General features: G+C 65.0%; 9 protein-coding genes and 3 pseudogenes. 6 read left to right on the plus strand and 6 right to left on the minus strand.

Annotation, left to right across the window (positions count from 1 at the left end):
• Positions 1-224: 224 nt before the first annotated feature.
• Together lpqS and DYE23_RS17850 are read right to left on the minus strand one after the other, a co-directional pair.
• Entirely contained in the window at positions 225-485 is a 261-nt protein-coding gene (gene lpqS / locus DYE23_RS32080; RefSeq protein ID WP_494337391.1) for a putative copper homeostasis (lipo)protein LpqS, read from the minus strand.
• Between the two features lie 347 nt (positions 486-832).
• Positions 833-2365 (minus strand): multicopper oxidase family protein, encoded by a 1533-nt coding sequence (locus DYE23_RS17850; RefSeq protein WP_115329016.1) that lies wholly within the window; start codon positions 2363-2365, stop codon positions 833-835.
• Between the two features lie 792 nt (positions 2366-3157).
• Here DYE23_RS17850 and DYE23_RS30660 point away from each other — a divergent pair.
• Complete coding sequence (locus DYE23_RS30660) at positions 3158-3568, plus strand: hypothetical protein (RefSeq protein ID WP_147292295.1); 411 nt, start codon at positions 3158-3160, stop codon at positions 3566-3568.
• A gap of 133 nt (positions 3569-3701) precedes the next feature.
• On the opposite strand, the gene DYE23_RS17860 is transcribed toward DYE23_RS30660, so the two are convergent.
• Positions 3702-4907 (minus strand): IS4-like element ISMfl1 family transposase, encoded by a 1206-nt coding sequence (locus DYE23_RS17860; RefSeq protein WP_011891513.1) that lies wholly within the window; start codon positions 4905-4907, stop codon positions 3702-3704.
• A 531-nt stretch (positions 4908-5438) separates the two neighbouring features.
• Between DYE23_RS17860 and DYE23_RS17865 the strand changes: the two are divergent.
• From DYE23_RS17865 to DYE23_RS17875, 3 genes and pseudogenes are all read left to right on the plus strand, one after another.
• A pseudogene (locus tag DYE23_RS17865) lies at positions 5439-5984 on the plus strand (transposase family protein); the annotation flags it as partial.
• Positions 5985-6118: 134 nt separating this feature from the next.
• Positions 6119-6226, plus strand: a pseudogene (locus tag DYE23_RS31485) (tyrosine-type recombinase/integrase); the annotation flags it as partial.
• A 511-nt stretch (positions 6227-6737) separates the two neighbouring features.
• Entirely contained in the window at positions 6738-7151 is a 414-nt protein-coding gene (locus DYE23_RS17875) for a hypothetical protein (protein ID WP_147292296.1), read from the plus strand.
• Positions 7152-7322: 171 nt separating this feature from the next.
• Here the strand turns inward: DYE23_RS17875 and DYE23_RS17880 are convergent, their stop codons facing one another.
• The 3 genes and pseudogenes from DYE23_RS17880 to DYE23_RS17890 form a co-directional block, all read right to left on the minus strand.
• On the minus strand, positions 7323-8291 hold the full coding sequence (locus DYE23_RS17880) for a tyrosine-type recombinase/integrase (protein WP_115327809.1): 969 nt from the start codon (positions 8289-8291) through the stop codon (positions 7323-7325).
• Positions 8288-8871: pseudogene (locus tag DYE23_RS31490) on the minus strand (tyrosine-type recombinase/integrase). Before DYE23_RS31490 ends, DYE23_RS17880 begins: the two are co-directional and overlap by 4 nt.
• Before the next feature lie 348 nt (positions 8872-9219).
• Positions 9220-10329, minus strand: coding sequence for a PLP-dependent cysteine synthase family protein (locus tag DYE23_RS17890; RefSeq protein WP_115327811.1), 1110 nt, complete (start codon positions 10327-10329; stop codon positions 9220-9222).
• 388 nt (positions 10330-10717) lie between these two features.
• On the opposite strand from DYE23_RS17890, the gene DYE23_RS17895 reads away from it, so the two are divergent.
• Together DYE23_RS17895 and DYE23_RS17900 are read left to right on the plus strand one after the other, a co-directional pair.
• A complete protein-coding gene (locus tag DYE23_RS17895) occupies positions 10718-11458 on the plus strand; it encodes a response regulator (RefSeq protein WP_115327812.1) in 741 nt (246 codons plus the stop codon).
• Positions 11455-12654, plus strand: coding sequence for a sensor histidine kinase (locus DYE23_RS17900; RefSeq protein WP_115327813.1), 1200 nt, complete (start codon positions 11455-11457; stop codon positions 12652-12654). The genes DYE23_RS17895 and DYE23_RS17900 overlap by 4 nt, the downstream gene beginning before the upstream one ends.
• Positions 12655-12677: the final 23 nt, after the last annotated feature.

Raw genomic sequence — 12677 nt, forward strand, 5'->3', positions numbered from 1 at the left:
CGAATTGATGAAGAGGATATGAAGATTCGTTAAAGACGCCATCGGTTCAATACACCGCTGAATGATGGAAGTAGAGCGCCGCTGCCACCGATGCCACGATGTCTAGCCTCTTGGCGCCAGCACCCCGGACCTGGCGCCAAGCTGCCAATGCGCTGTTCGATGCGGACCATGTGGCACGCGTTTGGCGCCGCAAACCAACGATGGTGTGCTGGCGCACGATCCGGTTATCCGCGCAGGTCGATGATGGACCCGTCCAGACAATGTGGGTGATCGACGACTTCAGCGAACTGAGACCCGAGTGCCGATACCACAGCATGGGGTCCGTGCGGCGCCGGAGGATCCACACAGGTGGCTGCCCACCCGGTGACAGCGACCAGCATCCACGAGATCACTGCCAGCCCGATCAGTCGGCGCAGCAGTATCGTGGTTCGCGAGCCCTCGTGTTTCACAACGTTGCCCACAGTAACAGCGCGCACGCACGCCACGGCCCGCGCGCGAAGTTGATTCCGTGTTGTTACCGGGTCGCGATTCTTCAATTTCGCCTCACCAGGCCCGCCCCGGGCGTACCGCCATCAGAGTTTGCAATCTGCCTGCCCGCCACCGGATCTCTTCATCCGGCGCCACCCACCCGGCCACTTCTTGAGGAATCGTTCCTGCATATACGTACTATTTGCTTACGTACACAGTTTGGCAGCATTGGGCACCCATTGGTATTCGACGCGTCAGCGCTCGTCGCACTGCTCGGAACACAAGGCGTGCATGAACAAGTCACCGACGCCGGAGATGTTACGGATATCACTGAGTCATTCTGGCGAAGATCGACGCACGGCCCTCAGGTCCTGTAGTTCAGGCTGGTCATCATGCCGGCCTCCTGGTGATAGGTGTTATGGCAGTGCAGCATCCATATCCCCGGGTTATCGGCATCGAAGACCACCGTGAGTTTCTGCATCGGAAGCACATTGACGGTGTCCTTGCGGGGGCCTGGCCGCCGCTGGTCGGCTGTCACTACTTCGAAGGTGTGGCCGTGCAGGTGCATCGGGTGCCACATCATGGACATGTTGTTGAACGTCACCGCGACGCGCTGGCCCTGCTGCACGTTCAGCGGTTCGGTAGCGGCGAACGGCCGACCATTGATCGTCCAATCGTAGGTGGCCATTGATCCTGCGAGGTCGGCGGGCAGTGCCACGTCGGCGGTGCGGCTCGGCAGCGTCACGCTGGGCGCCGCGCTCACCTGCTCTACCGTGCCGACGCGGCCAGACAACTCCGGTGGCCGGAAATCCGGCGCAGCAGGCGCACCGGCTCCGGTGACCAGCAGCGCTCGCGCCACGGCGTTCTTACCTTCAGCGGCGGCGACGAGCGGAAAGACCCCGTCACCGGCGGTGACCACCACGTCATAACGCTCCCCCATCCCGACCAACACAGCGTCAAACTCAGTCGGAACCACCGGGAAGCCGTCGGTATGTGTGACCATCATCGAGTGGCCGGTCAGCGCCACCCGAAACGCGGTATCCGAGCCGGCGTTGATGAGCCGGATACGAACTCGTTGGCCAGGTTTTGCGCGAAACGTGCTCGGAGCTTGCGGGATTCGGCCGTTCATCAGGTAGTACGGGTAGGTGATATCTCCGGCGTCGCCACCGAGCAGTTCGCTGCCGCCCGTGCCGCCCACCCCGGGCACCGTCGTCGCTGATCCGGGCATATCGCCCATGTCTCCCATCCCCGGCATATCGTGCGCAGGCGGGCCCATGGCGCGAAGCCCCTCATAGAGCTGTTGAGGGCTCGAACCGACGCCGTCGGTCCAGTCGTCCAGCATCACCACCCATTCGGCGTCATAATCGCCGGGCTCGGTCGGGTCGTCGACGATCACCGGAAGGTACAGGCCGGTGTCGGCCTGCAACCCGGTATGGGGATGCGCCCAATAGGTTCCCGGGTGCGGAACCGAGAATCGGTAGATGAAGTCGCGTCCGGCATCGATGTTGGGCGTCGCCGGAGCGGCACCGTCCATATCGTTGCGCAGCGCGATGCCATGCCAGTGAACCGACGTCGGCTCGCTCAATCGGTTACGAACGGTGACCGCCAACTCGTCGCCGACGCTGGCCCGCAGCAGAGGCCCCGGCACGGTGTCGTTGTAGGACAGCGTCTCGGCAATCACCCCGCCGAGGTCGGCGCGGGTGCGCTGGGCGGTCAGTGTTGCGCTGACCGTGCGTCCGCTGTGCGGGCGACGCGACTCCGCGACCGCCACCGGATCCGGTTGCGCGGTCCTGTCGGTTGAGCGCGTGCAACCCGCCAACACCATCCCAGCCGCAGCGGTGACCCCCAGAAACCGCCGTCTGCTCAAACCGCCGCCCGACGCCACGAGATCACTCATCACACGCTGCATTCCCGGCGACCGGGCCCAAACCCACCTGGCACCCACCGCAAGTCCACTAGTACCACATCATGTCGGATCCGGTCTCCTTCCCGTCTTCACCGTGCGCCGCGATACCCACCGAATTGATGAAGAGGATGTGAAGATTCGTTAAAGACGCCATCGGCGTTCAATACACGACTGGATGATAGACGTAGAGCGCTGTTGTCGTGGGTGCCCCGATGTGTAGCCTATTAGCACCAGTCCCCCCCCCCCCCCCCCCCCGGGGCCGGGGCGCCAAACGACCAATACCGTTGGTCCTATCGATGGCCATGTGGCAAACGTTTGGCATTGCAAACGAACGATGTTGTGCTCGAGCACTATCCATTATTCCGCGAACATGTGGGTCACTGTGAACAGCCCACCCGCATCCTGAATGTCGCGACACTCTTGGCAGCGTTGCGAGGGGTGCCGGCGACCATCGAGTCGGACACCTCACCCGACCACCGTCCGCAACCGGCCTGCCCGCACCAGGCCGCTTACACAGTCTCCCCACTGTTGATGGCACCCGGTGCGCGCCAGCCACATACCGGCTCCAGGCACAGCGCTCGACGCCCAAAAACTCATCGAGTCTTTAACGCCGATCGGGTCTTCAACGAATCTTCATAGGAACTCGATCGATTCGGTGCATATCGCGGCGCACAATGAAGTCGGGTAGAGGAGATCGAACCCGACATTAAGCCGGCACTGGCAAGTGCTCGCTTACATCAGATGGCTGGAACGCTAGCCAACGATCACTGACAGGATCCGCTCGTGACGGTCAAGATCAACGTTATGGCAGGTGCAGCCGCCGCTGCCGTTGCGGCAAGTGCCCTGTTCTCTTTGCCGGGAATTGCGTCGGCCGCGGCCCACCTGGAGGGCCAAACCTACGCCGAGGTCACGGGGGTCATCGCGCAGGAGGGCGGCACGGCAATCATCGCGACCCGGGTCGGCGACAGGCTTCCCCTGAGCAAGTGCATCGTCACTGGCGTTTCGAAATCGACATTCGTGAGACCTCCGGTCGTCCAGGCTGTCCCTGGCCGTGACGGGCGGTACGGACGTCAAGGAGTCCGCTACCGAGTGGTCTCCAACGAATACCGGCTTAGCCTCAATACCGTTCAGTTAGTGGCTGATGACGGTGACGCTGGGTGGGTGTTCGGGTTGTGGCCAGTGTTGGTGCGCTGATCTTTTGACATGCCACTTGGGCATTTTGCGTTTGATCACGCGGGGAGCTGACCGTGTGCGGCGTGCCGGGTTGATGCGGTCGAGGAGGCGACGGAGGAACGCCTGCCAGTGAGGGTCGGCGGATCGGCGCCGGTTAGGGGGAAAAAGCGCCCTGATGGGCGACGGATTGGCGCACGACGCGCAACGCGGCGGTGAAGCTGAGTCGGTCCGGGTCGTGTCCGCTGTGGTGTGCGGCTTGGCTCATCAACGAGCGAATCGCGTAGTGGCAGCACAGGTATCCCCAGATCTCCTGCAGGACGAGGTCGGGCGACTTCGACCGCAGCACCACCTTCGACCCACGCTGGTGGGTCTTGAGTTCGTCGAAGACGCTCTCGATCTCCCAGCGCTGGGCGTACGCGGCCGCCAACTCGACCGCGGGTGCGGTGTCCGGGTCGGTCAGCGTGGTGAGCAACCGGTAGGCCACGGGGTTGTCGCGGCCGTCGTCGACGGTGTAGTCGATGACGCGAGCCAGCATTGGCTCGCCGTGTCGGTCCTTGGCCGCGCGCAGGTGGGCCAGCCACGAACCGTCGGCGAGATCCTCGACGTGAGTGGGGGTCGGGCCGTTGCGTCCGGTGCTCACGCGCCACAGCAGATCGGCTCCGGTATCGGAAGCGTTACGCCACAACGCGTATGAGAAGAATCCACGATCAGCCAGCACGAGCATTTCCGGTGTCAGTGCATCGAGCACGTGCTCGACCATCGTGGACTCCGCGTCGCGGTAGGCGCCGATCGTGGCCGCGAAGATCGCATGAGTGCCGCACTCGGCGACCGCCAACAACCGCGCCTGCGGAAACGCCGACTTCTCACCCTTGTTCACCCCCGGACGCCCGAAGAACTCCTCATTGACCGGGCTATCCGCCACATCCAGGCACGTCCCGTCGATCGCGACCACCCTGCGTCCGGCCACCCACGTCCCCGGCGTATCCGCCGCGCCCAACGGACGAGCGACCCTCGCGAACAACGCAGCCAACGGCTGGGACCCCAATCGCTCCCGCGCCTGGAAAATGGCCGACTTCCCCGGCAACTGATACTGCTCACGCCACCCGGAAGCCCACGCTAAACCATCCGTGAGCTGGGATAACACATCCTCGTAGGAGCCATCGGAGTACAGGCCCATGCCGATGGCGAAATACGCCATCACCCGTGCCGGCAGTGCACGATGACGCACCTGAGTACGCCCCGTCGCCTCGATCACCTCATCAACCATCGCCGGCGGAAACACCCTCGTCAGGACACCCACAGACACCAGATCCGACAACCGACGATCCGATTCAGGCTTCCGCCAACCCGCGCGAGGCATACCAACAAACTACACCCATGTAGTCTTAACTGAACGGTATTGGGCTTAGCCTGAACTGTAATGCCCCCGCTGCGACAGCCAACACCCCGGGCAACTCGGCGGCAAGCCCTGAAGGCCGGGAAGCCAAGAGAGAGCAGCAAGCTCAGGAATGAAGACGTACTGCGGAAGGTCGGCATTGGTGCAGGCAGGCAGAAAACGAACACGCTGAATGGTTTCCTCGTCGAATGTGAGGTGGATAACTAATACACGGACCCCAGGCGCGGCGACACCACTATCCTGGGTAACCGCGTTAGCCCGCAGCATCACCAGACGAGGGCTGACACTCACGTCGAACTGGTTCAAAGTTCTTGGCGCGAAGCCGGGCCGGAACGGACGACCAAGACTGGGGCCGGTCGGAAGCGCCAATGCGCGGAGGACACTGGGGCAAGCTGTGCCCCGCCGACGCACTGGCCGACGGGGCAATCTCCCTGGGGAGGCCGACCGCCCAGCCACCCAGAGAAACGCGCAGCTCGCTTCCTGGTGCCGTTGGCGCTGGCCGACAAGGTCCATATTGCCGAGCCGCGGATCGCGTCCGGGTAGGCGAAACTGGCCACGCTCATTGCGGGGATGTGCGCTGGGGCCGACAGCATCGACGACATCGATGTGCTGCGCTCGGGTGGCATGAAGACCGTGTTCGGTGGCGAATACGCCCCGTCGACGGTGGGAACGTTGTTGCGGAAGTTCACCTTCGGTCACGCCCGGCAACACGAGTCGGTGCTGCGCAACCATTTGGTGGCGTTGTGCGGGCGAGTCGAGTTGATGCCCGGGGCCGATGGGCAGGTGTTCATCGACATCGACTCGCTGCTGCGCCCGGTCTACGGTCACGCCAAGCAAGGCGCTTCTTACGGACACAGCAAGATCCCCGGCAAGCAGATCCTGCGCAAAGGTCTCTCGCCGTTGACAGCCACGACCAGCACCGCAGGCGTCGCGCCGATGAGCGCCGAGATGCGGTTGCGCGCCGGAAAGACCGGCTCGGGAAAGGGCGCCGGGCGGATGGTCGCCTCCGCGATCAGCACCGCCCGCGCCGCGGGAGCCAGCAGACATCGACGTGGCCGGCGCCATCCAAACCTATCTGCTGGCTGAGCGCCCCGAGACCGACGCTGATGCACTATTCGTGGTCGCCAAAGGTGCCCACCGCGGACAGCCACTGACCCCGGCGGGAACTGCGTACCGTGTTCCGCTATCACCGCGAGCGCTCCGGCGTCGCCGAGGGCCACCCCCACACATTGCGGCATACGTTCAGGACCGCGCTGGCCGAGGCGGGAGTCGACCTGTCGGTGATTCAGGCGCTGATGGGTCAAGATCATGTCGACTCCGCTGCCGCCTACATCCATTTGGCCTCATCGTTTTGCGCGCGGAGTTCGATGCCGCCCGCGCTCGGCTACGCGCCCGCCCCTGAGGCCGACCTGCTCGCCGCCTACGCCGAGCATTGCGACCGGCTCGGGTTGATTAGTGTGAACCTTGGTCCGGCCGCGCGCACGTTCCTGCGGCACTGGCCCGACCCGCAGCGGTGGGCCGGCCAGCCGCTCAAGACGCGGTTGGCGATGTCTGATCTCACCCGGTCGTTCGTGATGTACTTGATGCTGGCCGGGCATCTGCGGCCGGGTTATGACTACCTGATCCGCCGCAAGCTGCGCGTGTTCTGGTGTCACCTGCCACCGGGACCGTTGGGAGGACCTGGCCAGATTCCTCGCCGCCGCCGAACTCGGTTTCACCGAACACACCCGCAGCGCCACCGCATCCCAGGTGATCGGCCGACTACTCATCCAGAGCGGAAAGCGACTCGATACATTGACCGACAACAACTTCGACGACTTGTTGGCTGCCAGCGCGGCGCGACATGGCCGAGAAAGGCCAGCCGCCATTACAGCAGCGCGGCGCACACTGCCCCAAGTGATGTTCCATCTCGGCGTATTCGCCGAGCAGCCGGTGAACGCAACCAGCCTGCTACGGCAAAGCTTTGCCGAGCGTATGCGGGATGCCACCCCCGCCCTGCGGGACTCGTTGGTGGCCGACCTCGACCGGCTCACCGCCAGCCATACCCGCAGCACCGTCACCGGCACCGCGAGCCGACTCAACCACTTCGCCGCGCACTTGGCCGCGATCGACCCAGCATGCAGCCGGGCCTCGACGTCGGCTCCGCTGCGATACCAGACCAGCGGGTGTGCACGGCAAAGCTGTGCCGGTTATGTGGATTCCGCATAACGGCATCAGGTGGACGGCCGGGTTATGCGCCCTGTCGGATCGTTTCTGGTGGCTAGGGGTTGCTGCGGATGTCCGCATAGCACGGGCGCGGCGTCAACGGCCCAGCGAGTCGAACCAGCCGATCAACGACGCATCCGAGGTCCAGTCCGGCAGCACGTCCGGGGTCGGTGGCTAGGCGTTCTCGATCGCTTTGCATTTGGTCTCGGCGTCGGCGCGGGCGTAGATCTCGGTAGTGGACACGTCGGCGTGGCCGAGCAGGTCGCGAATGTAGTTCAGGTTGACGCCGGCCTGGATCAGGTGCATCGCCCGGCTGCGCCGCAGGGTGTGGGGCGTGACCGACAGTCCGGGCGCCCAGCCGGGGTCGTCGGCCCGGACGGCTCGCACGTGGCGGGCGAGGATCTTGGCGATGCCGGATCTGGTCAGTCTGGAGTGGTTGGGCCCGTGGAATAGCGGGTCGGTGTCGGCGCCGAGCCCGGGGTGCGGTTTGCGGTGCTCGAGGTAGTCGGCGATGAGCCCGGCGATCGGGCCCATCAGGGGCACGTATCGGATCGTGGAATCCTTCCCGTGGATCGTCACGGTGACCGGGTTGGCGGGGCGGATGTCGGCAACGTTGAGGTCGCAGACTTCTTGTGCGCGGGCGGCGGTGTCGTAGGCCAGGGCGAGCAGCACGGTGTCGCGGATGGCGCGTGTACTGGCGGTGCCGGGCTGGGCGAGCAGTACCTTGATCTCGTCGCCGGTCAGGTGTCCCGCATCCGGGGCGGGGGTCTTCTTCCGCCGGATCGCCAGGATCTGGGTGATTTGGTCGAGCCGGTCGGGCTGCTCGACGGCGGTGTAGCGGCAAAACGACTTGATCACCGCCAGGCGCTGGTTGCGGGTGGCTGCCGAGCAGTTGCGCTCGGTTTCCAGCCAGTCCAGGAACCGCAGGATGTGGGGCCGGTCGATGTCGGCGAGGCGCAGTTTCTCTGGAGGTATGCGCTCTGCGGTTTTGAACCAGATCAGCAGGAGTTTGATCGCGTCCCGGTAGGAGGCGATGGTTCTCGGCGAGGCCGCGCGTTCCCCGGCCAGGTGATCGGTGAAGAATTTCGCGAGCTGGCGCCCGGCCAGGTCCGGGGGCGGCGCCGGCCGCTGCTGCGGTGTCATGACTGGTCCTCGGCCGGTGCGGGGATGACGTAGCCGAACCGGATTTGATGGGCTATCACCTCGGGATAGGCATCGGCGGTCAGCCGCAGGTAGTACTGGGTGCCGCGCAGGTCGGCGTGGCCCAGGTAGCAGGCCAGGTAGGGCAACATCGCGGCCACATCGGTGCCGGCTTCGGCCCAGCGCCGCAGGTTGGCGACGGGGAATCCGTGACGCAGCGAGTGCCGATGCGGGCCGCCGGTGAAATGCGGGATTTCGGCGTCGGCCAAATTGCTGCGGAACCGGACGTAGACGCTCGCCTGGTTGATCGGGCTGCCCGGCGCCCTGCTGCAGAAGATGTGAGCGTCGGGTTCGGGCACCGGGTGCGCGGCCCCGATGTAGGAACCCACAGTCGCGGCCAGCCGGCGGGTGATCGGGATGGTCCTGACCGCACCGTTTTCGAGTCCCGGATCTTCAGCGTCCCGGACTGCGTGTCCACGTCCGAGACGGTCAGGTTCAGCGCCTCGGAGATGCGCAGCCCGGCGCCATACAGCACCCGAAAGAACACCGGGTCGACCATCGCCTTGTTCGAATATGAGGACATCGGCTGGGAATCGATTACAGCGAACGATCGGCGCACCTCGTCGTCGGTGAACACTTAGGGCACCTGATGACGGGCACGGACCAGGGTTGCCGCGGCCGGCATGCAGGCCTGCCAGCCGGCGGCTTGGGCATGAGCGGCCAGTTGGCGCAGGACCAACTCGTTGCGCCGCAGGGTGCTCGGCCGCAGGTGACGGTCGTAGAGGAACCCCGTCGACCGCTTCTTCGGTGATCGACCCGTCCGAATAGCCTTCCCTCCGGCAGTGGTCGGCGAATTGGCGCAGCACCCGTTCCGGGCTTTTTAACCGGTATCCGCCGGCGTGACGCACAACGACCAGGCCGGGCAGTGTCATTAGCCCACTGTTTGCATGGGATCGATCACCGTAGCGCAGCGGGTCCATGACGTGACGACCTCCTGGGTGGGATCGTCGATCACGTTCGGCTGCTCGGGCGGCTGTGTTAGCAGCAAGTCATGGCGACGGCAGTAGTCGTCGTTGTAGACAGTGTCGAAATAGCGTTGTGGCCCATCGGGGAAAACCGCGGCGATCGTCGTGTCACTTGAGAAGGTGCGTGCCGCCCAACCCGCGACCAGCGCGACCGCGCCTACACTCCAACCGCCCGTTGCGTAATGGGTGCCCGCCAAGGTACGGCAGGCCCACACCGCCTCCGCCGGCGCCACCCAGTGCACCTCGTCGAATGCGGCGTAGTCCACGTTGCGTGGATAGATACTCGAGCCCAGCCCTCGCATCAGCCGGTTCGCGGCGGGTTGACCGAAAATCGTTGAGCCGATGGTGTCCACGCCGATCAGGTGTAAGTGCGGATTGAACTGACGCAGTACCCGCGCGATGCCAGCGGAATGGCCTCCGGTTCCGACCGAGCACACCAGCACGTCGACCGTGCCCAGCTGAGCTTGGAGCTCCAGGGCCAGCGGCCGGTATGCGTCGACGTTGTCGGGGTTGTTGTACTGGTCGGGACACCAGGCCTCGAGGTCTTCGGCCAGCAGTTCAGCGACGCGGTCTTTGCGCGCCTGCTGCCATCCGCCCGTCGGGTGCGGCTCGGTGACCATGTCGACGTCGGCGCCGTAGGCCCGCAGCATCGACACGATGATGGGCTCCATACCCGGATCGGTCACCACGGTCACCGGATGGTGATACACGATGCCGGCCAACGCCAACCCTAAGCCCAGTGTGCCACTTGTGGATTCGACGATGCGCGCCCCCGGACGCAGGTTCCCGCGTGCTCGGGCGCACTCCACCATGTGCATTGCGGGGCGGTCTTTCAAGCCACCGGGATTGATGCCTTCGAGCTTGGCCCAGAATCCGCGGTCCGCGCTGCTGAACGGCTCAGAAACCCGCAGTACCGGTGTGCGGCCGACTAGGTTGTCCGGTCGTTCGTAGCGGCCCAATCCGCGGTACTGCGCCGCATGTAGTTCGGGCGCATGGATAGACAAGGGATGACTCATGTGATCGTCGCTTCTCCATCGATCGGGGACGAGCCTCGGGGGCCCGTCCGCTCGGGTCTTATCGACCGAGTCAATCGACATGTCGCGCGTCGCCACACCCAAGTTGCGGGTATTCCGGTCGCTGGAAAAGGCGCCAAACCATGCGACCGCCGTCGCGACCACAGCCGTCCAGGATGCGGCCAACGTGCCGCTAGCCACCAGCCAGCTTTCCCAGCCCCAGTACGGCACCATGTATCGACCCGGCCTTCCTTTCGATCTCCAAGGTGCCCGCCCACGTCCGCTGATTCAGTGGAGGTTTTGTGAAGATTTGCTCAAGACCCGATCGGCTGGCGCCAGTGTGCCGCCGCGAGCGGAGTATCGGTGTAGTTGGTGCCTGTTCACGGGCACTATGGACGGCATGGATGGCACGTCAGCTCAGGGAGGTCTGGGCGCGCCGGGCTACCGGGCATTGATCGTCGACGACGAGGCGGCGCTCGCCGAAGTGGTGGCCAGTTATCTGCAGCGCGAACAGTTCGAAACCCGCACCGCCGTTGACGGCTCGGAAGCGGTGGCTCTGGCGCGTGAGTTTGATCCCGACGTGGTGGTGCTCGACCTGGGGTTGCCCGGCGCCGACGGGTTGGAGGTGTGCCGGCAGCTGCGCAGCTTCTCTGATGCCTACGTGGTGATGCTCACCGCCCGTGACACGGAAATGGACACCATCGTGGGGCTGACCGTCGGCGCCGACGACTACATCACCAAGCCGTTCAGTCCACGCGAGTTGGTGGCCCGTATCCGCGCTCTGCTGCGCCGGCCGCGCACGGTGGCCGGAGGCGACCAGGCCGCGCCGCCGCGGCGCTTCGGGAAGCTGCAAGTCGACATCGCCGCCCGAGAGGTGCACCTCGATGGTGAGCCGATCCGGTTGACTCGCACCGAGTTCGACTTGCTGAGTGCGTTGTCTGCGCGCCCGGGCGTGGTCTTGACTCGCCGCCAGCTACTCGAAACGGTGCGGAACGGACCGTGGGTCGGCGACGAGCACGTCGTCGACGTCCACATCGGTCATTTGAGACGCAAGCTGGGCGAGAACGCGAGCACCCCGCGCTATGTGCTGACCGTGCGCGGCGTGGGATACCGGATGGGAGGCGGACAATGAGCACGCCTGCGAACGCCCAACGAGCGCCGGTGCGCGCCTGGTGGCGCCCGGGGATCGGCATGCGACTACTGGTCGCTCAAACCACGGTGTTACTGGCCGGTGCGCTGACCACCTGGATCGTCGCCGCCATCGTAGGGCCACCATTGTTTCGTGACCACCTGCGCCAGGCCGGCGTCGCGCCACATTCGGCCGAGCAACATCATGCCGAGGAGGCCTACCAGTACGCCATGGTCGCCGCGGTGGGCGGCGCATTGGCGGTCTCGGCACTGGCGGCCTTCGCGGTCAGCTGGTACATCAGCCGGCGCCTGCAGCGCTCCGTCACAGAGGTAGCCTCAGCAGCGACCGCGGTCGCCGACGGCCGCTACACCGTGCGGGTAGCTCCACCGCACCTCGGGCAGGACTTCGACGCGCTGGCGGCTGCGTTCAATCAGATGGCCGGGCGCCTGCAGGCAGTGGACGCCACCCGCCGCCACCTCTTCGCTGACCTGGCCCACGAAATCCGCACCCCGGTAGCGGTGCTGGAAGCCTATATGGAAGCGGTCGAAGACGGTGTCGAGTCACTGACTCCGACCACCGTTGCCATGCTGCGTGATCAGACACGCCGGCTGGTGCGTTTCGCTCAAGATGCCGCCGCTCTGGCACAAGCCGAGGAAAGCTCCGCATCGATGACGACGACTGACACCGACATCGCCGAGCTGGTCAGGACCGCGGTCAGCGCCGCCGCCAAACGCTACCGAGCCAAACAGGTAACGCTGTCCGCACACCTGCCACCCCGCGTGCCTACCGTTTCGGGCGACCCGCAGCGACTCGCTCAGGTAATGGCCAACCTGCTTGACAACGCATTGCGGCACACACCGCCGCACGGCCACGTCGACGTCCGCGTCCACATAGACCGTCACCAGCTCGAAGTCAGCATCTCCGACACCGGTGAAGGCATTCCCGCCCAACACCTTCCGCACGTATTCGAGCGGTTCTACCGCGTGGAAGCAGAACGCACCCACGACAAGAGCGGAGCCGGCATCGGATTAGCAATCGCAAAAGCACTCGTCGAGGCACACGGCGGCTCCATCACAGCACGCAGCCAAGGCCCGGGCACCGGAGCCACGTTCATCATCACACTTCCGGTCGCCACGTCCGAGCACCGCCGACCAGACTTGCCGAGGCCAGCGTCTCAAGACCTGCACGTCCGACCCTAATTGGACAATCTGTCCACGTCCGC

Origin of the sequence: Mycolicibacterium gilvum (assembly GCF_900454025.1) — a bacterium.
Classification (GTDB): Bacteria; Actinomycetota; Actinomycetes; order Mycobacteriales; family Mycobacteriaceae; genus Mycobacterium; species Mycobacterium gilvum.